Origin of the sequence: Psychromonas sp. psych-6C06, assembly GCF_002835465.1 — a bacterium.
Lineage (GTDB): Bacteria > Pseudomonadota > Gammaproteobacteria > Enterobacterales > Psychromonadaceae > Psychromonas.
On sequence record NZ_PIZM01000004.1, the window covers coordinates 144,238 to 168,997 of the forward strand.

At 40.3% G+C, this 24,760-nt stretch carries 19 protein-coding genes; 12 read left to right on the top strand and 7 right to left on the bottom strand.

Annotated elements, in window-relative coordinates; all coding sequences use genetic code 11:
- Positions 1-74 precede the first annotated feature (74 nt).
- The 4 genes from aroA to gyrA form a co-directional block, all read right to left on the bottom strand.
- Positions 75-1,367, bottom strand: a complete 1,293-nt coding sequence (aroA, locus tag CW745_RS07750) for a 3-phosphoshikimate 1-carboxyvinyltransferase (protein WP_101108079.1) — start codon at positions 1,365-1,367, stop codon at positions 75-77.
- Positions 1,368-1,369: 2 nt separating this feature from the next.
- Positions 1,370-2,479: a histidinol-phosphate transaminase gene (gene hisC, locus CW745_RS07755; RefSeq protein ID WP_101108080.1), complete on the bottom strand. Its 1,110-nt coding sequence runs from the start codon at positions 2,477-2,479 to the stop codon at positions 1,370-1,372.
- Positions 2,480-2,563: 84 nt separating this feature from the next.
- On the bottom strand, positions 2,564-3,652 hold the full coding sequence (gene serC / locus CW745_RS07760) for a 3-phosphoserine/phosphohydroxythreonine transaminase (RefSeq protein WP_101108081.1): 1,089 nt from the start codon (positions 3,650-3,652) through the stop codon (positions 2,564-2,566).
- Between the two features lie 74 nt (positions 3,653-3,726).
- Positions 3,727-6,450: a DNA topoisomerase (ATP-hydrolyzing) subunit A gene (gyrA, locus tag CW745_RS07765; RefSeq protein ID WP_101108082.1), complete on the bottom strand. Its 2,724-nt coding sequence runs from the start codon at positions 6,448-6,450 to the stop codon at positions 3,727-3,729.
- 252 nt (positions 6,451-6,702) lie between these two features.
- On the opposite strand from gyrA, the gene ubiG reads away from it, so the two are divergent.
- On the top strand, positions 6,703-7,443 hold the full coding sequence (gene ubiG / locus CW745_RS07770; RefSeq protein WP_101108083.1) for a bifunctional 2-polyprenyl-6-hydroxyphenol methylase/3-demethylubiquinol 3-O-methyltransferase UbiG: 741 nt from the start codon (positions 6,703-6,705) through the stop codon (positions 7,441-7,443).
- Positions 7,444-7,492: 49 nt separating this feature from the next.
- On the opposite strand, the gene CW745_RS07775 is transcribed toward ubiG, so the two are convergent.
- Positions 7,493-8,107 (bottom strand): pseudouridine synthase, encoded by a 615-nt coding sequence (locus CW745_RS07775; protein WP_101108084.1) that lies wholly within the window; start codon positions 8,105-8,107, stop codon positions 7,493-7,495.
- A 175-nt stretch (positions 8,108-8,282) separates the two neighbouring features.
- On the opposite strand from CW745_RS07775, the gene CW745_RS07780 reads away from it, so the two are divergent.
- Entirely contained in the window at positions 8,283-9,194 is a 912-nt protein-coding gene (locus CW745_RS07780) for a GyrI-like domain-containing protein (protein ID WP_101108085.1), read from the top strand.
- 73 nt (positions 9,195-9,267) lie between these two features.
- Here CW745_RS07780 and CW745_RS07785 read toward each other — a convergent pair whose 3' ends face one another.
- Positions 9,268-9,846, bottom strand: a complete 579-nt coding sequence (locus CW745_RS07785; RefSeq protein WP_193755561.1) for a LysE/ArgO family amino acid transporter — start codon at positions 9,844-9,846, stop codon at positions 9,268-9,270.
- 149 nt (positions 9,847-9,995) lie between these two features.
- Between CW745_RS07785 and CW745_RS07790 the strand changes: the two genes are divergently transcribed.
- A complete protein-coding gene (locus tag CW745_RS07790; protein WP_101108087.1) occupies positions 9,996-10,895 on the top strand; it encodes a LysR family transcriptional regulator ArgP in 900 nt (299 codons plus the stop codon).
- 6 nt (positions 10,896-10,901) lie between these two features.
- Here CW745_RS07790 and CW745_RS07795 read toward each other — a convergent pair whose 3' ends face one another.
- The gene (locus CW745_RS07795) at positions 10,902-11,099 is read right to left on the bottom strand and encodes a hypothetical protein (RefSeq protein WP_343226079.1); all 198 of its coding nucleotides are present in this window, start codon (positions 11,097-11,099) and stop codon (positions 10,902-10,904) included.
- A gap of 600 nt (positions 11,100-11,699) precedes the next feature.
- On the opposite strand from CW745_RS07795, the gene nrdA reads away from it, so the two are divergent.
- From nrdA to CW745_RS16780, 9 genes are all read left to right on the top strand, one after another.
- Positions 11,700-13,970: a class 1a ribonucleoside-diphosphate reductase subunit alpha gene (gene nrdA, locus CW745_RS07800; RefSeq protein WP_101108089.1), complete on the top strand. Its 2,271-nt coding sequence runs from the start codon at positions 11,700-11,702 to the stop codon at positions 13,968-13,970.
- 42 nt (positions 13,971-14,012) lie between these two features.
- Positions 14,013-15,161 carry a class Ia ribonucleoside-diphosphate reductase subunit beta gene (nrdB, locus tag CW745_RS07805; RefSeq protein ID WP_101108090.1) on the top strand — a complete coding sequence of 383 codons (1,149 nt, stop codon included), beginning with the start codon at positions 14,013-14,015 and terminating at the stop codon, positions 15,159-15,161.
- Between the two features lie 5 nt (positions 15,162-15,166).
- Complete coding sequence (yfaE, locus tag CW745_RS07810) at positions 15,167-15,415, top strand: class I ribonucleotide reductase maintenance protein YfaE (RefSeq protein WP_101108091.1); 249 nt, start codon at positions 15,167-15,169, stop codon at positions 15,413-15,415.
- A gap of 139 nt (positions 15,416-15,554) precedes the next feature.
- Positions 15,555-17,270 (top strand): SEL1-like repeat protein, encoded by a 1,716-nt coding sequence (locus CW745_RS07815; RefSeq protein ID WP_101108092.1) that lies wholly within the window; start codon positions 15,555-15,557, stop codon positions 17,268-17,270.
- A 67-nt stretch (positions 17,271-17,337) separates the two neighbouring features.
- Positions 17,338-18,954, top strand: coding sequence for a cation:proton antiporter (locus CW745_RS07820; protein WP_101108093.1), 1,617 nt, complete (start codon positions 17,338-17,340; stop codon positions 18,952-18,954).
- Between the two features lie 201 nt (positions 18,955-19,155).
- Positions 19,156-20,826: an asparagine synthase B gene (gene asnB / locus CW745_RS07825; RefSeq protein WP_101108094.1), complete on the top strand. Its 1,671-nt coding sequence runs from the start codon at positions 19,156-19,158 to the stop codon at positions 20,824-20,826.
- A gap of 89 nt (positions 20,827-20,915) precedes the next feature.
- Positions 20,916-21,311 carry a YchJ family metal-binding protein gene (locus CW745_RS07830; protein ID WP_101108095.1) on the top strand — a complete coding sequence of 132 codons (396 nt, stop codon included), beginning with the start codon at positions 20,916-20,918 and terminating at the stop codon, positions 21,309-21,311.
- 490 nt (positions 21,312-21,801) lie between these two features.
- The gene (locus CW745_RS07835; RefSeq protein ID WP_202973173.1) at positions 21,802-24,273 is read left to right on the top strand and encodes a VCBS domain-containing protein; all 2,472 of its coding nucleotides are present in this window, start codon (positions 21,802-21,804) and stop codon (positions 24,271-24,273) included.
- Between the two features lie 128 nt (positions 24,274-24,401).
- A partial coding sequence (locus tag CW745_RS16780; protein ID WP_238596747.1) for a VCBS domain-containing protein occupies positions 24,402-24,760 on the top strand: 359 nt, incomplete at its 3' end.

The following is a 24,760-nucleotide window of genomic DNA, read 5'->3' on the forward strand; positions in this document are numbered from 1 at the left end:
TCAGAAAAGAATTAGATAATAAAAAGCCCTGCAATTGCAAGGCTTTCGTTCATATTCTAAAAACTTTAATAAAATTATCGGCTAACAGAAGCTAGCTTTTCAAAGTAATCAGGGAAAGTTTTAGACGTACATTTTGGATCGTTAATCGTTACCGAAGTACCACTTAATGCGACTAACGAGAAACACATCGCAATACGGTGATCATCGTAGGTATCAATTTCAGCATGTTTGATCTGCTCAGGTGCCGTAATTTCAATGAAATCATGCCCCTCAACAACAAAAGCACCTACTTTACGTAACTCCGTTGCCATAGCAAATAAACGGTCAGTCTCTTTCACACGCCAGTTATAAACATTGGTAATTTTCGTGGTGCCCGTTGCAAACAACGCGGCAACGGCTATGGTCATGGCAGCATCTGGAATATGGTTAAAATCCATATCAACAGCCTTTAATTCACCTTTGCTCGCTTTGATATAATCATCGCCCCACTCAATATCAGCGCCCATTGCCTCTAATGCATCGGCAAACTGAATATCACCCTGCACTGAGTTTCGGCCAATACCAGTTACTTTAACCGTACCACCAGCAATGGCGCCCGCAGCTAAGAAGTAAGATGCCGAAGAAGCATCGCCTTCCACAAGGTAGTTACCAGCAGCCGTGTAAGTTTGGCCACCTTTAATGGTGAATTTTTGGTATTCACCATTTTCATTATCTACTTCAACACCAAAGTCAGCCATAATTTGTAGCGTGATTTTAATGTAAGGTTTTGAAACAAGCTCACCAACAATCTCAATGGTAGTGTCTTCGCTTGCCATCGGTGCAGACATTAAGAATGCAGTTAAGAATTGACTTGATACACTACCATCAATCTTAATGTTACCGCCTTTAAGGCCCGTACCATTAATTTTAAGTGGGGGATAATTTTCATCTTTTAGGTAAGTAATTTCAGCGCCCGCTTGTTGTAATGCTTCAACTAATGAGCCAATTGGGCGTTCAAACATACGTGGCTCGCCAGTTAATACGTATTCACCTTGGCCTAAACAAAGTGCAGCACACAATGGGCGCATCGCCGTACCCGCATTACCTAAAAACAGCTCTAATTCACCTAGCTCAGTAGTATTAAATGCACGCCCCAACCCTTCAACCACACACTCTGTTTTATCGTCAGAAAGTTGGTAGTTAACGCCTAACTTTTTAAGCGCGTTTAACATATGACGAATATCATCACTGTCAAGTAAGTTGGTTAGCGTGGTCGTCCCTTTCGCTAATGCGGCCAGTAATAAGGCGCGGTTTGAAAGACTTTTTGAGCCTGGTAGGTTAATTTCACCATCGACTTTTTTAATCGGGTTTAATAATAATTGTTCCATTTTTAACTCTCTAAATTCAAAACTGTTGTTAATGCTTCTTTAAAACGTTGGTTTTCAGCCTGTGTACCAATACTGATGCGTAGATGATTCGCTAAACCATAACCTGTGATCGGGCGGACAATAACCCCCTGTTGCAACAAGGCTTGATACACTTCATCTCCCGATTTGCCTACATCAACAGTAATAAAGTTACCCATCGATGCGATAAAATCGAGATTGTTGTCGGTGAAAAATGCACTTAAGTCATCCATGCCTTGATTATTTAAAGCAACACTTTTTTGCAGGTATTCTTCATCGTTTAATACCGTTTCAGCTGCCTTTAATGCTAATGCATTACAATTAAATGGCTGACGAACACGGTTTAGAATATCGGCAATATCAGGATGGGAGATAGCGTAACCAACACGTAAACCCGCTAATCCATAGGCTTTTGAAAAAGTACGAGATACAATTAGATTGGGAAATTCGTTGATCCACTCAATCGCATTGCCACGACGTGATGCAGTAGCATACTCAAAATAAGCTTCATCAAGCACAACCAACACATCACTTGGGACTTTGCTTAAAAAGGCGTGAATCGCTTCTTGCTCTAAAAACGTACCTGTTGGGTTATTAGGATTAGCAATAAATATTAACTTAGTCTGGGCAGTAATGGCATTTGCCATCGCCACTAAATCATGACCGTAATCTTTCGCTGGCACAACGACTGCTTTAGCGCCAATCGCCTGTGTGACAAGAGGATAAACAACAAAGGCATGCTCTGCATACATTACTTCATCGTCACGGGAGACAAACGCACGCGCAATTAATTCCAACAGATCATTTGATCCATTCCCTAGCGTAACTTGTTCAATCTCAATTGCGTATTTATCGGCTAATGCTTTTTTTAAATAATAACCGTTAGCATCCGGATAGCGTGTTAACTCAGTGAGTTCATTTTGCAACGCTCCTTTTACCGACGGTGCAAGACCGAGTGGATTTTCATTAGATGCGAGTTTAACAATATCAGTAATACCTAATTCACGCTCTAATTCATCGGTAGGCTTGCCGGCTTGGTATGGGTGTAACTTCTGTACGCCCGAATTTGCCAAACTTAAAAAATCACAACTCATACAAACTCCTTATCATAAGCGGTCAGCAATCGGCTTTGAGCATTCAGTATTAACTGTTCGCTCAAAGCTAATAGTTAAGCGCTTTTATGCGTATTTTTTCTCAAATTGATTCATGAAATCGACTAATGCTTGCACACCTTCGATCGGCATTGCATTGTAGATACTTGCACGCATTCCACCAACTAACTTATGTCCTTTAAGCGTCAGCAAACCAGCTTCTTTTGCTTCGTTTAAAAATGTTTCATTAAGTCTGTCATCAGCTAACGTAAACGGCACATTCATGCGACTACGCACACTTTTATCGACATTGTTTGCGTAAAAGTCAGAGCTATCAATGAAACCATAAAGTAGCTCTGCTTTAGCAATATTTTTCTGCTCAACTTCAACCAAGCCCCCCTGCTCTTTAAGCCACTTAAATACTAGACCTGCTAAATACCACGCATAGGTTGGTGGCGTATTAAACATTGAGTCAGCATTTGCTTGTACTTCATAGTCGAAGATAGAAGGGATCGCTTTACGCGCATGACCGATTAAGTCATCACGTACAATCACTATCGATAACCCCGATGGACCAATATTCTTTTGTGCTCCAGCATAGATAATACCAAATTTAGATACATCGACTGGGCGTGAAAGAATTGTTGAACTCATATCTGCAACTAATGGCACAACACCAGTTTCAGGCAGATCAAAAATCTCTATCCCTTCAATGGTTTCATTCGGGCAGTAATGCAGATAGGCGGCACCTGCATTAATCGGCCATTCAGATGTCGCTTTTACGCTTATTTTACCTTCAGAAGTTTGGGTCATCAGATCCGTTTCGCTGATGCGCGCATGTTTTTTTGCTTCTACTACAGCAGATTTAGACCATTGCCCAGTTAACAGATAATCCGCTTCTAACCGCTCACCTAACAAGTTAAGTGGGATAGCAGCAAATTGACCACGTCCACCACCATGGCAGAACAGCACTTTGTAGTTATCTGGGATCTCCATTAAATCACGCAGGTCTTGCTCAGCTTCTTTTGCCATTGCAATATATTCAGGGCTACGGTGACTCACTTCCATCACAGAAACGCCAAGCCCCTGCCAGTTACAAAACTCACTTTGCGCTTTTGCCATTACCGCTTCGGGTAACATTGCAGGTCCAGCACAGAAATTAAATATTTTACTCATTAACGCTCTTCTTGTTTGTCTTTGTAAAACAAAATAAGCGACTCAAGAGCCGCTTATTTTATAATAAATGATGTTTATTCTACTGAATCAACAGGCGATTCATCAGCATTTGCTTCTGTTGCCTGCTCTTGAGCTGCAGACTCTACCGATTGCTCAGTATCGCCTTCCTCTTGTGATTCGTAGTTAGGTTGCTCTTTGATCTCTTCAATACGTTGTAACGCGACGATTTTTTCATCTTCACGAGTCTTAATTAACGTTACACCCTGTGTGTTACGTCCAACAATTGAAACACCACTTACCGGAGTACGAACCAGCGTGCCACGGTTAGAGATAAGCATGATTTCATCATTTTCATCAACCTGCACCGCACCAACCACTTTACCGTTACGCTCACTCACTTTGATTGAGATAACACCTTGTGTTGCACGACTTTTCGATGCGTAATCTTCAAGAGGAGTACGTTTACCGTATCCATTTTCAGTCGCAGTCAGAATATGGCCAGTTTCATTTGGAATGATCAGTGAAACCACTTTCTCACCCTCTTTCAACTTAATACCACGAACACCGGTTGCAGTACGACCCATTGGGCGTACACCTTTGAATTTGATCTCTTGCACGCCATTTTCATCAAGAATTGGATTGCCCTCTTCATCAACAGCCGGTGTTTCTTCCGCTTCTTTAAAGCGTACAACTTTACCGGCATCCGAGAAGATCATGATCTCATTCTCACCATTGGTGATTTGTGCACCAATTAGCTCGTTATCATCATTTAGGTTAATGGCAATCAGACCACTTGCACGCGGACGACTGTAAGCACTTAATGCCGTTTTCTTCACGGTACCATTTGCCGTTGCCATAAAGACAAACTTGTCATCTTCGTAATCACGTACCGGTAGAATTGCTGTAATACGTTCGCCCTCTTCAAGCGGCAAAATGTTGACAATCGGACGACCACGCGCTTGACGAGAAGCCAACGGTAATTGGAATGTTTTCAGCCAGTACAAACGGCCACGTGTTGAGAAACATAAAATCGTATCGTGGGTACTTGCCACTAATAGCTTCTCAATAAAGTCTTCATCTTTCATCGATGTCGCTGACTTACCTTTACCGCCACGTCGCTGTGCTTCGTAATCGGTTAATGGTTGGTATTTCACGTAACCTTCGTGAGAAAGCGTCACAACAACATCTTCTTCGTTGATTAAATCTTCCATACACAGGTCAGCTTCACTTGCAGTGATCTCTGTACGACGTTTATCACCAAAGTTAGTGCGGATCTCTTCAAGCTCTTCTTTAATCACTTCCATTAAACGCGCTGGATTTTCAAGAATAAAGATTAAACCTGTGATCAGGTCGATAAGCTCTTGGTATTCATTTAATATTTTCTCGTGCTCAAGACCGGTAAGCTTGTGTAAACGCATATCCAGAATTGCTTGTGCCTGTACTTCTGTCATGTAGTACAGTTCATCACGCATACCATATTCAGCAGGTAACGCATCAGGTCGAGCAACATCAACACCAGCAGCTTCTAACATGGCAGCAACATTACCTAACTTCCAGCCCTGTGCTTGCAATGCGGCTTTTGCTTCAACAGACGTCGGAGAACGACGAATCAGTTCAATGATCTCTTCAATATTTGCCAGTGAGATCGCAAGACCTTCTAACAGGTGGGCACGATCACGCGCTTTACGCAATTCAAATACCGTACGACGTGTTACCACTTCACGACGGTGACGAATAAACGCTTCCAGCATCTCTTTTAGGTTAAATAGTTTCGGTTGACCATGGTCTAATGCAACGGCATTAATACCAAATGAAACCTGCATCTGTGTCTGTGCATAAAGGTTATTTAATACCACCTCACCCACTTCACCACGTTTCACTTCAACCACCATACGCATACCGTCTTTATCCGACTCATCGCGTAGGGCACTGATGCCTTCCAATTTTTTATCTTTTACAAATTCCGCAATTTTTTCAATGAGGCGTGCTTTGTTTACTTGGTATGGAAGCTCATGGACCACGATCGTTTCACGACCAGTTTTTTCATTCACTTCGATATCCGCTTTAGCACGAATCTTTAATTTTCCACGGCCGGTTTTGTAAGCATCGATAATACCTTTACGGCCATTGATGATACCGCAGGTTGGGAAATCTGGACCGGGAATAAATTCGATCAGCTCTTCAACGGTGATCTCTTTATTGGCGATTAATGCTAAACAACCATCGATCACTTCACCTAAGTTATGTGGTGGAATATTCGTCGCCATACCAACCGCGATACCCGATGAACCATTTACTAATAGGTTCGGAATCTTTGTTGGCATCACTTCAGGAATAAGCTCTGTACCATCATAGTTAGGTACATAATCAACGGTTTCTTTATCAAGGTCTGCCAATAATTCGTGGGCAATTTTGTCCATACGAATTTCCGTATAACGCATCGCAGCAGCACTATCGCCATCGACAGAACCGAAGTTACCTTGACCATCGATCAACATGTAACGCATTGAGAAGTCTTGCGCCATGCGTACAATTGTATCGTAAACAGCCGTATCACCGTGTGGGTGATATTTACCAATTACATCACCAACAACACGTGCTGATTTTTTATAAGGTTTATTCCAATCATTGCGTAGAATATTCATCGCAAATAAAACACGGCGATGAACAGGCTTTAAGCCATCGCGTACGTCAGGCAGAGCACGCCCAACAATTACGCTCATTGCATATTCGAGATAAGAGTTTTTTAATTCGTCTTCAATGTTAATTGGAGAAACGTCAGATGCAAATTCGCTCATAGAGATAGAAATCCTCAAATTTTTAGGGTGAAGCAGTCTAACACAAAAGCAACTACTATCATGCCTCTTTTACGATTAAAATCGCCTTAGCGTCGCATTATGGCGCAAATAAGCACACTTATCACTTTTACGGTTATTATTTAACCAGAACAAAAAAGCTAAAAACGCCTTAAAATGCGAAATAAATCAATTTCTAAATTTTAGGGTGATCGGTATACTCGTTATTAACTTGTTTATTGGGTACCAAAATTTATGTCTGTAGATACAAACACAATGCAAAATGATGCTTTTAACGATAATGTTGACCAAAAAGAGATTGAAAAATTTTCCGCAATGGCTGAGCAATGGTGGGACTTAGAGGGGGATTTCAAACCACTACATATGCTAAACCCAACTCGCCTTGATTACATTGAGCAGGGTGTTGAGGGGTTATTTGCAAAACGTGTCGTTGATGTGGGTTGTGGTGGCGGTATTTTAGCAGAGAGCATGGCGATTCAAGGCGCGGAGGTGATAGGTATTGATATGGCCCACGCTTCACTGCAAATAGCGCGCCTGCATGCACTAGAAACACAAACAAAACTTGATTACCAAAAAATAACCGCTGAACAGTTTGCCAATGATCACCCAGAGCAGTTTGATGTGGTGACTTGCATGGAGATGTTAGAGCATGTGCCTGATCCTGCTTCTATCATCAAAGCATGTTGCGACATGGTCAAGCCGGGTGGCACAGTGTATTTCTCCACCATTAATAAAACGTTTAAAGCCTATTTGATGATGATCTTAGGGGCTGAACATCTATTACAATGGGTTCCTAAGGGCACCCATGAATATGAGAAGTTTATTCGTCCCTCTCTATTATTGGCAGATATCGATAAAACCACGCTGAAATGTGAGCATCTTTGTGGCGTTGAGTTTAGCCCTTTTAGCGGTGGATTTGAGATCACTAAAAATGTTGATGTGAATTACATGTTACGTTGTGTCAAACGCGTATAAGATGATTAAAAGCGCGTTACAAAAAAACGCGCTTTTAATACCAAAAGAATTAAAAAGGCGATACGGATTCATTCAAGTTATTCAATACCAGCACTTCTCCAGATAACATCCCTTCGATAGTAATATCAGCAATGCGAACGCGAACCAGCCTTAATGTTGCAAAACCAACTGCAGCTGTCATCTTTCTAATTTGACGGTTTTTACCTTCAGTGAGGGTAATTGAGATCCAACTGGTGGGGCCATGCCTCGCATCGCGTATTTTACGACCACGACTCGGTAACTCAGGCTCAGCAACTAACTGCTTGACGTGGCAGGGTAAGGTTAAATACTTACTCCCGTTAACGGTGATTTCAACGCCCTGTTGTAGCTGTAATAACGCTTCCTCGGTAATAGCGCCATCGACTTGTACGTAATATTCTTTTTCAATGCCTTTACTTCTTACTTCATAACTCATCATGCCATCGGTAGTCAGCAACAACAGTCCTTCTGAATCATGATCTAAGCGGCCGATCGCCATTATTTTTTCAGGAAAATCACCGAGCTCACCTAATAGCTTTTTCTTTTTACGTTGTTCTTGTACAAACTGGCTTAAAAACCCATAGGGTTTATAAATTTTGAAATGCTGGTGCTCTATAATGCTATCAGCATCGGCCGTGGTGGTCATAAAACGCTACCTTAATCATACGAGTAAATTATTACTCACTATATCATTAGTGCACTATAGGTAAAAAATATAGGGAAAAGCAATAATTGACACGCCTTGCTTATCTTAAATAGTTATATTGGGCGTTACCCATAAATCATTATCTTTATTTAACACTTTCCTTTGAGCATCAACTATGGAAAATAAAAAAACCAACTATCAGCAAAAACTTAAACCGGTGTTTCGTTATTTAGAGGCGAATTTTAAAGAGCCATTAAACCTGCAGATGGTTGCAGAAAAAGCTTATTTGTCACCCTATCACTTTCACCGTATTTTCAAAGTGGTCAGTGGCGAAACACTCGCAGGATACCTTAGACGCTTAAAACTCGAATATGCTGCACAACAACTTTTTTATACCCAACAGAGCATTACAGAGATAGCACTGACACTTGGTTTTTCAAGCTCGCAAAGTTTTGCGAAAGCAATTCGTCAGTACTTTGGATTGAGCGCTTCTCAAATAAGAAACTGCACCACGCCAACAGATTACCGAGCATTATTACAAAAAAGCAAGATTGGCCACCTGCTACACAATAATGGAAACGCCAATCACGATGAAGGTCGCTATGCTTATCAATGTGATCAACAACAGGAAGCAATCACTATGAAAATTGAAACGATAAACAATAAATTACTCGCTTATATCCGTGTTACAGGCCCTTATGGCGAAGGATACCAACAAGCAATAGGAAAACTTTATCAATGGGCTGCATTACACTCTTTTGAACAGGGAGAGTCACTTTTTATCTATCATGATAATCCTGAAATCACACCAGCAGAAAAATGCAGAACAGATATTTGTATTAGCGTACCTGAAGGGACACAAGTCACACAAGGAATTGAGATACAGCCCCTACCCGCTGGGCGATATAGCTCAATTCGTGAAAACATTACTGATAAAAAGCAATATCGTCGTTGCTGGGAAAAATTAATGTCACAAATTATAGAAGCCGATCTAGCGATTGATGAACGCCCTTGTTTTGAGTTTTATCATCATTATGATCCACAGACAGAAGAAGCGGATGTGAGTTTTTACACTGCTATAAAATAATAAACCTCAACGGATGCAATAACACCTGAGCCCTGTTATTGCATTGCTATTCACCGCAGGAAACAGGATCCTGTTAAAAATCCAAATTTAATAACAGATAAATCGCCAGTCCCCACATCATCAACCCGATTAACGCATCAATAATACGTTGCGCTCTACTACTACTTAAAACATGTGCAAATTTGGCCCCAATTAAAGCTAACCCAAAAAACCAAGTAAACGAAGCACTAATCCCCCCCAATACAAAATAGGGACGCTCTTCCACCAGTAAATTAGCCGCAAAACCACCTAAAATAACAATAGTATCGATATACACGTGTGGATTTAAAAAGGTAAATGCACAACAAGCGAGCACAATCATCTTAAAACTGCGTTGCTTATTATCCGTTTCTATACTTCCCTCACCTTTTCTAGCACGTTGTAAACATTGCCAACCATAAACCATCATAAACAAAGCACCTAATAGCGTAATAGTAATCAATAACCATGGGTAAAGACTAAATAGGGTTGCGCCTCCCCACACACCGATACACATAAAAAGCACATCGGCCAAGCTACAAAAAGTAGCAACAAACAGATGATGCTGTTTGCGTATCCCCTGATTTAATACAAAAGCATTTTGCAACCCGATCGGCATGATCAGTGTTGCCATGAGGGTAAATCCTGTGAAATAGCTAACTAACATCATCTCTCCTTATCTATTTAAGTAGACTATATCGGCCAAACACGATTAAATAAAACTAATAATATTAATGCTTCATTAGCCTAGCTAATGATCGATAACACCCACTAAGGAAAGTGATGCAAGACTACAAGCTCTTAGCGGCACTCGATGCTATTTTAAAAACACAAAGCTTTGATAAAGCGGCAAAACAGCTGCACATTTCTCAATCGGCCATATCACAACGTATAAAATTACTTGAAAGCCATCATGGTCAGGCCTTATTGATTAGAAGCCACCCTATTAAAGCGACGACTTTAGGTCAAAAACTTTTAGGCCATTATCAACGTGTTTTACAGTTGGAATCTGAGCTTGAGGTTCAATTAAAAAATACCAAACAACGCCAGTCTCTTCCGCTTGCCGTAAACGCAGATAGCCTTGCAACATGGTTTGTTTCCGCGTTAGCTCCTCTGCTACAAGCACAGCAAGTCGCATTAAACCTTTTTGTTGAGGATGAATCTCGGACTTGGGAGCGACTCTCTAATGGTGAAGTGCTAGCCTGTGTGACCAGTAAACAAAAGCCGATGAGTGGCGGGGAAAGTCATTTTTTAGGGTTTATGGAATATGTGTGTGTCGCCACGCCTAAATTTATCGATCGTTATTTTAGTCAAGGCTTCAACCAAGTTAGCTTTCAGCAAGCGCCTGCGATTATCTTTGATCAGCATGATGATATCCACCTTAAATTTCTTGCTGATAACTTTTCTTTACAAGCGGGACAATACCCTTGTCATACGGTCCGCTCTTCACAGGCTTTTGTTGACCTTACACTGGCCGATGGAGCATATAGCCTTAATGCAAAGTTACAAATTGAAGAACACTTAAAAAGTGGCCAACTGGTCAATATAATGCCCGATCAGATTTTCTATGTGCCACTCTATTGGCAGTGTTGGCAACTATCGGGCAGGTTAATTAGTGAATTGACAGATAATATAATCGCCTATTGCCAACAGGTATTAGCGCAAACGACTAACATAAACTAAAGCGCGTTAAGAAAGTAGCTGACTTTTCGCAATCGGCTCAAGACAAGCTTCAAGCTCTTCGTCGGTAGTTGGCATAAAACCAAGTTCAAAGGTTTGACGAGAGCCCAGCATATAAGCGCTGGTTTCGCCATGATCGTGGTGAAACCATTTCCCATGTAGGCAGATATCAGTATAACATTTATCTTCCATTAACAATTTCATCATACGCTCCTCAATAATATTATGTAACGATAGTCACTTAACTGATTAACATTTCATTAACCTTATTAATTACCATAAAAGCGTAAATTTTCTACAGTAGCCTTGATCTAAATCAATCTAGTTAGCATGCAAAGTTGACTGGATAGGTTTGTGTTGATTTATGTGCAGTCACACAATGAAGTTTTCAGAACAACTAAAAAATACACAGTCCAATAATTAACGGCATAATTAATGCCAAAATTTACAATTAATCACCAAAACATGAACTAAATAGAATTTATGGTATTTGCCTATTCTTTTTTAAATAATGATATTGGTGCGTAATTATTTTCCAAATAGTGTTTGCATTTTATTACAAACATAGCTGACGTAAGCGAAAATGTTAGCAACCACCAACATCTTTTTTTATACGTAATTTATCCACAAAATTATCCACGCCAAGTTGAAAATTATTAGCTTGAAAAAAAGTTTAAAAGCGTTATCTTGTGCCTCCTTATTTAATGCAACACTATATGTTGTGTTTAAATTAAACAAATCACACAATTTACGAACAACACTTAATTTGTTACATAGTTGTAATTCACCCCTTAAAAGGTAATCAGAATGAATAAAAACCTGTTTGTTACTAAACGTAATGGCAAAAGAGAAAGTATTGATCTCGAAAAAATTCACCGCGTCATCACTTGGGCGGCCGAAGGTCTTAATAACGTTTCAGTTTCACAGGTAGAGTTAAACTCTCATATTCAATTTTATGATGGTATCCGCACTGACGATATACATGAAACAATTATCAAAGCAGCTGCCGATCTGATTTCTGAAGAATCCCCTGATTACCAATATTTGGCAGCTCACTTAGCCGTTTTCCACCTGCGTAAAAAAGCCTACCAACGCTTTACACCACCGAGTGTCTTTGAGCATGTGAGTAAAATGGTCTCTAAAGGAAAGTATGATGCACACCTTTTAGAGGATTACAGTAAACAAGAGTTTGAGGAGATGGAGAAATTCATCGATCACAACCGAGACTTAAACTTCTCATACGGCGCGGTCAAACAACTTGAAGGTAAATACCTGATTCAAAATCGTGTTACTGGTGATATTTACGAAAGTGCGCAGTTTTTGTACCTGTTAGTATCAGCGTGTTTATTCTCCGATTATGATAAATCAGTGCGTCTTGATTATGTAAAACGTTTTTATGATGCGACATCACAGTTCAAAATTTCATTACCGACGCCGATCATGTCTGGCGTACGTACTCCGACACGTCAATTTAGCTCATGTGTATTAATTGAAACTGGCGATAGCTTAGATTCTATCAATGCAACGGCAAGCTCAATTGTTAAATATGTATCACAACGTGCAGGTATTGGGATTAATGCCGGCCGTATTCGCGCACTGGGTAGTACCATCCGTGGCGGTGAAGCATTCCATACTGGTTGTATTCCTTTTTATAAATATTTCCAAACCGCGGTAAAGTCTTGTTCACAAGGTGGGGTGCGTGGTGGTGCGGCCACTGTTTTCTATCCAATTTGGCACTTAGAAGTTGAGTCTTTATTAGTACTTAAAAACAACCGTGGTATCGACTCTAACCGTGTTCGTCATCTTGATTATGGTGTGCAATTAGGACGTTTATTTTACCAACGCCTTATCGACAAAAAAGAGATAACTCTGTTCAGTCCATCCGATGTACCTGGATTATACGATGCCTTTTTTGAAGACCAAGATGAATTTGAGCGCTTATACCATCTCTACGAAGGTGATGAGTCAATTCGTCAAAGTAGTATTCCAGCCGTTGAATTATTCTCATTACTCATGCAAGAGCGTGCGAGTACCGGTCGTATCTACATTCAAAATGTTGATCATTGTAATACACACAGTCCTTTTGACAGTAAAGTTGCCCCTATTCGTCAAAGTAACCTGTGTTTAGAAATTGCGCTACCAACAAAACCTTTACAGCATATTATGGATGAAGAGGGTGAGATAGCGCTATGTACATTATCAGCACTTAATTTAGGCGCAATTGAAAATTTAGATGAACTAGAAGAGTTATCTGAATTAGCAGTACGTGCCCTTGATAATCTACTTGATTACCAAGATTATCCAATTAAAGCAGCTGAAAACAGCTCAATGGCTCGTCGTACTTTAGGTATAGGGGTTATCAACTACGCTTACTACTTAGCGAAAAATGGCGTTAAATATTCAGATGGTAGTGCTAACAACTTAACACACAAAACCTTTGAAGCGATTCAATACTACCTATTAAAAGCGTCTAATAAATTAGCGATTGAGCGTGGTGCTTGTCCTAAGTTCAATGAAACACGTTATTCGCAAGGGATTTTACCGCTCGATAATTACAAAAAATCACTCGATGATATCCACAGTGAGCCTCTGCACCTTGATTGGGAAACACTACGTGGCGACATCGTTAAACACGGCCTGCGAAACTCAACGCTATCGGCTTTGATGCCATCAGAGACATCAAGTCAAATATCTAATGCAACTAATGGTATTGAGCCACCACGTGGCTTCATTAGTGTTAAAGCGAGTAAAGATGGTATATTAAAACAAGTTGTACCTGAGTTTGATAAGTACAAAGAAAACTATGAGTTATTGTGGGATATCCCTAATAACCAAGGTTACTTAGAGCTAGTGGGACTAATGCAGAAGTTTGTTGACCAAGCGATTTCCGCTAACACCAATTACGATCCAAAACGTTTCGATGATAATAAAGTGCCAATGACAAACCTGCTAAGAGACCTGTTAGTCGCTTATAAAATGGGTGTAAAAACACTGTATTATCATAATACGCGCGATGGTGCGGATGATGAAAAAGTAGTGGAAGATGATGGGTGTGCCGGTGGCGCGTGTAAAATCTAGCTGATAATAGCAAACAATAATAGATATATTTTGGAGTATTCAATGGCTTACACTACTTTTTCAAAACTTGCTAATGACGCAATGAAAGAGCCAATGTTTTTTGGTAATCCGGTCAACGTAGCACGTTACGATCAACAAAAATTTGAAGTATTTGAAAAATTAATTGAGAAGCAACTCAGTTTCTTCTGGCGACCAGAAGAGATCGACGTAAGTCGTGATCGTATCGATTTTATGAATTTGCCAGATCATGAACAGCATATTTTTATCTCTAATTTAAAATATCAAACACTGCTTGATTCAATTCAAGGTCGTAGCCCAAATATGGCGTTATTACCGATTGTTTCGTTGCCAGAGCTTGAAACATGGATTGAAACATGGGCATTTTCAGAAACGATTCATAGCCGTAGTTACACGCATATTTTACGTAACCTGTTTACGGATCCAGGTGAAGTGTTTGAAGATATCGTAAATAATGATGAAATCCAAAAGCGTGCGACTGACATTTCAGGGTATTACGATGAACTAATCCATTCAGTGCAATATATGCAACTACATGGTTTAGATGATCAAGAAACTATTCCTTACCACAATATCGAAGGGAAACAAGAAGCATTAACACTGCGTGCCATTAAAAAGAAACTATACCTATGTATCTGTTCAACTAATGCACTAGAAGCGATTCGCTTTTATGTTTCATTTGCGTGTTCCTTTGCCTTTGCAGAGCGAGACTTACTCGAAGGTAATGCAAAAATCATTAAACTGATTGCCCGTGATGAAGCACTTCATTTAACCTCAACACAACAAATTTTAAATCTGTGGGCTGATGGTAAAGATGATCCTGAAATGGCAGAAATTGCACTTGAGTGTTTTGCCGAAGGACGTGAAATATTCATGCAAGCAGCTGAACAGGAAAAAGAGTGGGCACAATACTTGTTCAAAGATGGCTCGATGATCGGCCTTAATGAACAAATTTTATGTCAATACGTAGAGTACATCAGTAACCAACGTATGGTTGCTATCGGCTACGAAGCACCTTTCCCGGTTAGCACCAACCCTATCCCTTGGATAAACCATTGGTTAGTAAGTGATAACGTACAAGTTGCTCCACAAGAAGCAGAGATTAGCTCTTATCTTGTCGGACAGATTAATAGTAAAGTAGACAGCGAAGACTTAAGTACTTTTGAATTGTAAGTTATATGCCTCATACCCTCACCGTTGATGGGAAAAAATACCCGTTAAATAGCCAGCAAACCTTGCTTGAGAACTTAGAGTCTCAAGCAATTAAAGCAGAATTTCATTGTCGCGACGGGCATTGTGGCGCCTGCCGATGCACTTTAGTCAGTGGCCAAGTAAACTATATTACTTACCCGATGGCCTACCTGCGAGAAAATGAAATATTGCTTTGTTGTAGCCAATCAAAAAGTGACATATCGATAACGCGTTAACCTATACACAACAATAACAGCGTGAGTTTACTCACAAATAATTTGTAGTGCTTAAACATCTTCCGAATGCATTGCCCTATTCAAAAAAAATGCCTTATACTTTATCGTATTACTGACTTTAGGATACTTTCTACACTGGATGTTCACGCTTAATAAGCTCAGCCCAATTGTGTTTTTTCTCACCACCGTATTTAGCGTGGAGGCGTTATCACAAACAGATTTCACAGATGGTTATGAAGCAGCACAGGCAGGTGACTATAAACGTGCTATTTTACTTTGGACTCCGCTGGCAGAAAAAGGCGATCCTGCCGCACAATACACCTTAGGTTGGATGTTTGAAAGTGGCCAAGGTGTTCCACAAAACTATCAACAGGCAGCATTTTGGTACACCAAAGCGGCCAATCAAGGCGATGTTGCAGCACAATATGTGCTAGCTAACATGTATCAAAATGGCACTGGTGTAAAACGTAGTGATCAACAAGCGGTAATTTGGTTTACTAAGGCGGCTAACCAAGGTGATGCCATTGCTCAATTTAAATTAGGTGTCTACTTTCAAAAAAACGATAATAAGCAACAAGACTACCAAAAAAGCTTACGCTGGTTTACCAAAGCGGCACAGCAAGGGCACATCACCTCACAAATTAACCTGGGTAAAATTTATCAATCTGGCAAAGGTATTGCTATTAATTATAAATTAGCGATTAACTGGTATGAAAAGGCAGCCGTACAAGACAATGCACTCGGACAATACCACCTAGGCCATATGTATGAATTTGGCCGTGGTGTAGACAAAAATTTAAAAAAAGCCAAATCATTGTATTTACAATCTGCAACTAAACAATATGCACCAGCAGCTTATAAGCTAGCTGAGTTATATGAACTTGGTAAAGGCAGTGACACAGACTTTAAGCGCGCAGCTAAATGGTATAGATCAGCCGCTAATAAAGGTAATAGTGGTGCTCAATTTAAACTTGGAAACTTGCATAAAGAGGGCAAAGGCGTAAAAAAAAATATTCGTAGCGCGATCGATTGGTATACCCTAGCAGCGAATCAAAATCATGCGCTAGCGCACTATCAACTAGCTGTAATTTATGAAGAAGGGATTGAAGACAAACAAAAAAAACAGTCAATTCAACATAGTTACAAAAAAGCATTACAGCATTTTAAACTATCTTCTGAATTAGGGTATTCACGTGCACATGGTCGACTTGCTTATCTTTATGAGCAAGGTTTAGGCACTGAAGTCGACCTTCAAAAAGCAGTAGCACTTTACCAACGTTCAACACTCCCTTGGGCCATTAAGCGCTATCAAGTCCTCAGTGCACGTTTAAACTGCTATGATACAGCTACGACTAAGTTATTTTCCGTTAATATTGCCTGCACAGATCGTGAAACCCTTCGAGAAAAAATAAAAGAACAAAAAATTGTTCCGATTGAAGAAAACCTTGATCTCTGGACGGACACTTATTTTACAGGAGCAGTAATTAGAGGAAGTAGCAAGTTAAAGGTCACCTACACTCGTGATGATTTCTTTGTAAGCGCGGAATACACCTTTATAGGGCGCAGTAACCCCAAGCTCATTGGTAAGGTTAAAAATAAATTAGCCGAGCGATATGACCAGCCTCACAGCCAAAAAGGCACAGAGGCTGAGGGTGCAGTGAGTTATCAATGGAATCTTACTGATGGAATACAACTTACCATATGGCGTGAATGGCCAGATACCACCACTTATGTTCGTTATGTATCACCCCAAAAAAAATTATTACTTGATGCTCAGAAAAAACAATCAAGTGATAAAACATTTATCCCCGCTGAGGATAAAGCAGACGCGCGGATTGATCCGAGCCTTTTTTAACAAATCAGTTGGAATGACCTACTGATTCCAATAAAATCAAGCAAATATATTTATAAAAGTTGAAATAATGGATACCACTTTACTCTTTTTTATTGGCACAGCATTTACCTTTGGCATGATCATTAACTTCACCGGTTTACCACCAATGGTTGGTTTTTTGCTCGCAGGTTTCGCTTTAAACTACTTCGGCTTTGAAGCAATGGAAGGCTTAAACACCTTGGCAAATTTAGGGGTAACTATCCTACTTTTCTCGATTGGTTTAAAACTTGATATTCGCACGCTGTTTAAAACTGAAGTATGGGGGGGCGCAACAATCCACATTATTGCCAGTATCCTCTTTTATGCTGGCTTGTTATTCCTTCTGAAACAACTTGGTATCTATTTCTTCCTTGATTTAGAGATAAGTTCTTTATTGTTGGTTGCCTTTGCATTGAGCTTTTCCAGTACCGTTTTTGCGGTCAAAATACTCGAAGAAAAAAGCGAAACAAACTCGTTATACGGGCGTATTGCGATCGGTATTTTGATCATGCAGGATATTTTTGCAGTGCTATTTTTAACCGTTTCAGTGGGAAAAATCCCCTCTATTTGGGCATTAGGTTTATTTGCCCTGCCCCTTATCCGGCCATTACTTTTTAAACTATTAGATAGGGCTGGCCATGGCGAACTTCTGGTTTTGTACGGTTTCTTCCTTGCGCTGGTAATTGGCGCAGGTTTATTTGAATCAGTCGGTATGAAGGCTGATTTAGGTGCCTTAATAGCGGGTATGTTACTCGCGGGACATCCAAGTGCAAAAGATATGGCTAAATCCCTGTTTAACATGAAAGAGTTATTCTTAATCTGTTTCTTCTTAAGTATTGGTTTAGGTGGTTTTCCGCAGCTCGAACACGTGGTTGTAGCGGCTATCCTTTCGCTGTTGTTGGTGGGTAAAATTGCCCTGTACTTCTTAACCCTTGCTAAATTCCAGCTACGTTCACGTACCTCTCTATTTGCAGCTTTCTCATTGGCAAATTATAGTGAATTCGGATTAATTGTGGCATCACTAGCAACCTATAAAGGCTGGTTATCACAGGATTGGTTAATTATCACCGCGATTGCTGTTTCATTAAGTTTCATCATCGCCTCGGTGCTAAACAAGTACTCCGACGCTATCTACAGTCGTTTTACCTTAACATTAAAACGCTTTCAATCTACTCGTTTACATAAAGATGATAGGCCAGTACGTGTCGGAGATGCACAAATTTTAGTCATGGGGATGGGGCGCATTGGTGCCGGTGCATACGATGCTCTTAAAATAAGCTATGGTGAGCTAGTTATGGGAATTGACTATGACCATCAAACTACGCTTAGACATCGTGAGCAAGGGCGACGTGTAATAACCGGTGATGCGCTGGATTCCGACTTTTGGAATAAATTACAACTGACCGACAACATTAAACTCATTTTACTGGCGATGCCTGATCATAACGGTAACCGTTATGCAGCAGAACAGCTAAAAAAAATTGATAGTGCAAGCTTTAAAGTGGCGGCCCTTGCCCACTATAAAAGCGATGAAGTGGAACTTAATGAGTTAGGCGTAAGTCCTGTTTATAATATGTATGAAGAGGCAGGTTCTGGTTTTGCTCGTCATGTTTGGTCTGAGCTGCAACCTAAAATTCAAGCTAATAAAGTCGATCCAGAACTATAACATTTAACAAAAAAATAACACATTGCTATGAATCCTTTGAATTATGCAGCTATAACAGAGGAATTGTGACTTGGTAAACGCTATTTAGTGTGACTTTTTACCTTGATTCTGTAAAAATCATCTCAATTATTAAAACAAATTCATTTTTTGTAGCAGTTAGGTTAACAACTGTCATAGAAATGAAACTATAAAGGTAACAATATGTGTTCAATTTTTGGTGTGTTCGACATTAAAAGCGACCCTACGGCTTTACGTAAGCAAGCAATAGAGATGTCAAAATTATTACGTCACCGTGGCCCTGATTGGTCAGGTGTTTATGCAAGCGACAAAGCAATCCTAGTTCATGAGCGTCTTTCGATCGTTGATGTAAATACAGGTGCACAACCGCTATACAACCAAGACAATACACATATTCTTGCGGTAAACGGTGAGATTTATAACCATAAAGATTTAGAAGCAACACTAACCTGTGGCTATGAGTTCAAAACTAAATCGGATTGTGAAGTTATTCTTGGTTTGTACGAAGAGAAAGGCAACCAGTTCTTAGATGATCTAAATGGTATCTTTGCATTCTGTTTATATGACAGCAAAAAAGATAAATACCTTGTTGGTCGTGATCACATGGGTATCATTCCACTTTATATGGGTTGGGATGAGCACGGTAACTTCTACGTAGCATCAGAGATGAAAGCCCTGACACCAGTGTGTGTAAAAGTAGAGGAGTTCCCTCCAGGTCATTACCTAGATAGTGAAATCGGCGAACTCACTAAGTACTACATCCGTGATTGGATGGAATATGATGCAGTAAAAGACAACGGCGGTAGCGCAGCTGAGATTGGTGAAGCCCTAGAAGCATCAGTAAAACGTCAACTTATGTGTGATGTGCCGTACGGTGTACTACTTTCAGGCGGTCTTGATTCTTCCGTTATCTCTGCAATCACGCAAAAATTTGCAAAACAGCGCATCGAAGATAACGATCAATCTGGCGCTTGGTGGCCACAACTTCACTCTTTCTCTGTCGGTCTTGAAGGCTCACCTGATTTAGCAGCAGCACAAAAAGTAGCTGATGAATTAGGCACGGTTCACCACCCTATTATCTTTACTGAACAAAATGGTATTGATGCCCTTAAAGAGGTGATATACCACCTTGAAACCTACGATGTAACAACAATTCGTGCATCAACACCAATGTATTTAATGGCACGTAAAATTAAAGCAATGGGTATCAAGATGGTTCTTTCTGGTGAAGGTGCTGATGAAATATTTGGTGGTTACTTATACTTCCATAAAGCACCTAACGCACAAGAGTTCCATGAAGAGCTAAACCGTAAACTTAGCAAGCTACATATGTTTGACTGTTTACGTGCTAATAAGTCGATGTCTGCATGGGGTGTAGAGGCACGCGTACCATTCTTAGACAAAGAGTTCTTAGATGTTGCAATGCGTACTAACCCAGATCTTAAAATGATCAAAGATGGCCGCATTGAAAAAGATATTCTTCGTGAAGCTTTTGAAGGTAAATTGTTGCATGAAGTACTATGGCGTCAAAAAGAGCAATTCTCTGATGGTGTCGGTTACAACTGGATTGATACGTTAAAAGAGCATATCGAAACACAAGTAACGGATCAGCAATTAGAAAGTGCAGCCTTTAAATACCCAATTAATACGCCAGATACTAAAGAAGCTTACTTCTATCGCAGTATCTTTGCTGAACATTTCCCACTAGACAGTGCAGCTGAATGTGTACCACACGGTAAGTCAGTTGCATGTTCAACCGTTGAAGCGCTAGCTTGGGACGAAAGTTTCCAAAATAACGCCGATCCATCGGGCCGTGCTGCGGGTATCCATAACGATGCATACCAACAAAACTAAATGCTAATTTAGATTTGTGATAAAATTTTAAAGCGCTCACTGAGCGCTTTTTTTATGCATGAATACTTTTGAACAAAACTGGAACTCCCATGAGTGATAAAAATAAACTCCCCTGCCCCTGTAACAGTGGCTCCACCTACGCAAAATGTTGTGCTGTTTTTCACTCTCGGCAACAAAAACCCATTTCTTGCGAACAATTAATGCGCTCTCGGTACAGCGCATTTGTATTTCAACTTGGTGAATACCTCTTTGATACCTACCACCCCGATTTTAGAGGTTCATTAACCATTGAGCAGCTTTCAGAAAAAAGTTTAGACTGGAAAAAATTACAAATAGTTGAAACAGAAAGTTTGCCTAGCACTGGGTTTGTTGAGTTTAAAGCATGGTATCTAGTTGATGGTGACTTTTCATGTCACCATGAACGTTCAAACTTTATGAAAGATCATGATCAATGGCTTTATTGTGATGGGACTTTTTATACTTAGAATCTACTTACCTGCACTTGTATGGCCTTGCCTAAAGTTCTATTAGGTTCGCCATACACTTGCATAAGTTTAGCTGTATTTAGCTCTCAAAGTGCACAGATGATGCACAGCCCCTATTATTCTGAATTTAAAATAGCTTCAATTTACTGGTACTTTTCAAGTTCATATCTATTAAATTGATTCTTTATTTTAATAGACTCTTTCTATTTATAAATTCAACAATTTCATTTGGAACTCCGAAGTCACAGTCAAGTATCCCCTTACCCGATAAAGTATTATATTGAGCTTGAGTAAAAATCTATCAAATTCCAAGTAATGCAGAAACATTATATTGGAATTACTACAAATCCGTGGACAAATTTACTTGACCACAACACAGTTAGTCTCTCAAAAGTTAAATTTTAATGGTTAAATTGCGCTTATCTCTAGTAATAATACAAGTGTTGTATTTAACTTATATTTTAGTATTCTTTTTGATAAGTGGAACGATATGAAAAATACAACACCGTTAAAAACAACATCCTCAAAAGCCCCCAATAAACCAATTATCAAAACGAACCGGAAAGCAGAAGAGCCAAAGAAAAAACATTTGTTTTCAAAGCTCAATATCCATGTTCCGATTCCCTCTTCACTGATGTTGATTTTACCCTCTTTTCAGTTGGCAGCTGAGAATGTAAATGCTGTATCTAGCGAAACTAAACAACAAATTGGCATTAACGAGGATACAAAACTAGGTAATGCATCTACACCTATAATCATCGAAAATACAGAAGCTAGCGATAGCTTAAAACAGCCTAGTAGCAACGCCGAAGTAACTGAACAAGGAAACATACCTACTCATTCTCAATTACACTCCTCTCATTATTTATCAGCGAGCCCTTTCGCTATCGCTACGCAACTATTGCAAAATCCACATACTAGCATTTCAAATTTACCGCCAACAAATGTCCCTGACCAACAAACGCAAATGATTTCAGATTTAACCCCTGCAACACCATTATTGCTACCTTCTGCGCAGGCTCAACAACCTGTCAGCTACCTTGCTGAAAAGATTCCAGGAAAGTATGGCACACTAGAGGTAGACGCATCGGGTAAATATACATTTGTACTTGACCCTCATTCGCCTGCATATATTGAATTGCAAAATAAGCAACCAAGTACAGATACCTTTACCTTACAACTGTCAAATGGTACGACTTTAATTGTTGATATTCCTATTAGTGGCCAACAAGATAAGCCCTCCATCACAGGAGACTTCTCTGGCATACTCATTGAAGATACCAATGTTGACAGTAACGGATTACTTAAATCGTCAGGCAAAATTGAAGTAACGGATCCAGACCATGATCAAAGTGGTTTGCAAGCAGAGACCATTCAAGGACAATATGGATCGTTAACTATCGATCAGCAAGGCCGTTGGCAGTATATCGTCAACAATAACCAAAGTAACATTCAGGCTCTCACCCAACAAACAGGGCTACAAGAAAGCTTCACAGTACACACTATTGATGGCTCCGCTCAAGTATTGTCAATGTCGATTGGTGGCGTCGATGATAATGCAAGTATCTCAGGTGAAGATACAGGTAGCGTGACGGAAGAATCTCAACTGCAAACCAGTGGCACTTTATCAATTACTGATAGCGATAGCGGAGAAGCACACTTCTCCAATACCGACATTGTTGGGATATTAGGCACCCTGCACCTTCAAGACAATGGTGCATGGACGTACGATCTGGACAACACCAATCCTACCGTTCAAGCGTTAGGTAAAGGCGCAACCGCTACCGATAACATTACGGTTCAATCGGCTGATGGTACAACACATCAAGTGTCTATAACTATTAATGGCACCAACGATAAAGCGGTGATTGCGGGCACTGATTCAGGTGCAGTGACGGAAGAGTCTCAGCTTCAAGTCTCGGGCACACTCACTGTAACGGATGTTGATACTGGTGAAGCGCATTTTTCAAATGCCAACATAATTGGGACGTTAGGTACGTTGCACTTAACGGATACTGGTTCGTGGACGTACGATTTGGATAATACCAACCCTACCGTTCAAGCATTAGGCCAAGGGAAAACTGCTACAGATACGATCACGGTTCAATCGGCAGATGGTACAACACATCAAGTGTCTATAACTATTAATGGCACCAACGATAAAGCGGTGATTGCGGGCACAAATTCAGGTGTGGTGATAGAAGAGTCTCAACTTCAAACTACCGGCACATTAACCGTTACCGATACAGATTCTGGTGAAGCACACTTCTCGGACACTGATATTGTAGGATCATTAGGTACACTTCACCTCACTGATTCAGGCAGCTGGACTTACGATTTAGATAATACCAATCCAACGGTACAAGCATTAGGAAAAGGAGCAACCGCTACTGATGTCATTACTGTGCATTCTGCTGATGGCACGCCACATCAAATCAGCATTACTGTTAACGGCACTAATGATACAGCAGTAATTGCAGGCACCAATTCGGGTGCAGTTACCGAAGAAACACAACTTCAAACAACTGGTACATTAACCGTTACGGATACAGATTCTGGTGAAGCACACTTCTCGGACACTGATATTGTGGGATCATTAGGTACACTTCACCTGACTGATTCAGGTGCGTGGACGTATGATTTAGACAATACCAATCCAACGGTGCAAGCATTAGGACAAGGTAAAACGGCAACAGACACAATTACTGTTAACTCAGCTGATGGCACGCCACATCAAATCACGGTTACGGTCAATGGCACCAATGATGCTGCTGTAATTTCTGGAACTAATACTGGTCAAGTGACGGAAGAGTCTGTACTGCAAACTTCTGGTTTATTAACTATTACCGATACTGACACTGGCGAAGCACACTTCTCTACCTCGTCCACAGGAAGTACTGATATTGTTGGTACTTTAGGTACACTTCACCTGACTGATTCAGGAGCTGGACTTACGATTTAGACAATACCAATCCAACAGTACAAGCATTAGGACAAGGTAAAACGGCAACAGACACAATTACTGTTAACTCAGCTGATGGCACGCCACATCAAATCAGCATTACTGTTAACGGCACTAATGATACAGCAGTGATTGCTGGCACAAATTCAGGTGCAGTTACCGAAGAAACACAACTTCAAACTACCGGAACATTAACCGTTACCGATACAGATTCTGGTGAAGCACACTTCTCGGACACTGATATTGTGGGATCATTAGGTACACTTCACCTGACTGATTCAGGCAGCTGGACTTACGATTTAGATAATACCAATCCAACGGTACAAGCATTAGGACAAGGCGCAACCGCCACTGATGTTATTACTGTGCATTCTGCTGATGGCACGCCACATCAAATCAGCATTACTGTTAACGGCACTAATGATACAGCAGTAATTGCAGGCACCAATTCGGGTGCAGTTACCGAAGAAACACAACTTCAAACAAC

Excerpts from the sequence above, each read along its gene's own strand:
- CW745_RS07820 (WP_101108093.1), top strand. The coding sequence starts at position 17,338 with ATGGATACCACTTTACTCTTTTTTATTGGCACAGCATTTACCTTTGGC.
- aroA (WP_101108079.1), bottom strand. The coding sequence starts at position 1,367 with ATGGAACAATTATTATTAAACCCGATTAAAAAAGTCGATGGTGAAATT.
- nrdA (WP_101108089.1), top strand. The coding sequence starts at position 11,700 with ATGAATAAAAACCTGTTTGTTACTAAACGTAATGGCAAAAGAGAAAGT.
- CW745_RS07830 (WP_101108095.1), top strand. The coding sequence starts at position 20,916 with ATGAGTGATAAAAATAAACTCCCCTGCCCCTGTAACAGTGGCTCCACC.
- CW745_RS07785 (WP_193755561.1), bottom strand. The coding sequence starts at position 9,846 with ATGGCAACACTGATCATGCCGATCGGGTTGCAAAATGCTTTTGTATTA.
- hisC (WP_101108080.1), bottom strand. The coding sequence starts at position 2,479 with ATGAGTTGTGATTTTTTAAGTTTGGCAAATTCGGGCGTACAGAAGTTA.
- CW745_RS07780 (WP_101108085.1), top strand. The coding sequence starts at position 8,283 with ATGGAAAATAAAAAAACCAACTATCAGCAAAAACTTAAACCGGTGTTT.
- serC (WP_101108081.1), bottom strand. The coding sequence starts at position 3,652 with ATGAGTAAAATATTTAATTTCTGTGCTGGACCTGCAATGTTACCCGAA.
- asnB (WP_101108094.1), top strand. The coding sequence starts at position 19,156 with ATGTGTTCAATTTTTGGTGTGTTCGACATTAAAAGCGACCCTACGGCT.
- CW745_RS07835 (WP_202973173.1), top strand. The coding sequence starts at position 21,802 with ATGAAAAATACAACACCGTTAAAAACAACATCCTCAAAAGCCCCCAAT.
- ubiG (WP_101108083.1), top strand. The coding sequence starts at position 6,703 with ATGTCTGTAGATACAAACACAATGCAAAATGATGCTTTTAACGATAAT.
- CW745_RS07815 (WP_101108092.1), top strand. The coding sequence starts at position 15,555 with ATGTTCACGCTTAATAAGCTCAGCCCAATTGTGTTTTTTCTCACCACC.
- CW745_RS07775 (WP_101108084.1), bottom strand. The coding sequence starts at position 8,107 with ATGACCACCACGGCCGATGCTGATAGCATTATAGAGCACCAGCATTTC.
- CW745_RS07795 (WP_343226079.1), bottom strand. The coding sequence starts at position 11,099 with ATGATGAAATTGTTAATGGAAGATAAATGTTATACTGATATCTGCCTA.
- nrdB (WP_101108090.1), top strand. The coding sequence starts at position 14,013 with ATGGCTTACACTACTTTTTCAAAACTTGCTAATGACGCAATGAAAGAG.
- yfaE (WP_101108091.1), top strand. The coding sequence starts at position 15,167 with ATGCCTCATACCCTCACCGTTGATGGGAAAAAATACCCGTTAAATAGC.
- CW745_RS07790 (WP_101108087.1), top strand. The coding sequence starts at position 9,996 with ATGCAAGACTACAAGCTCTTAGCGGCACTCGATGCTATTTTAAAAACA.
- gyrA (WP_101108082.1), bottom strand. The coding sequence starts at position 6,450 with ATGAGCGAATTTGCATCTGACGTTTCTCCAATTAACATTGAAGACGAA.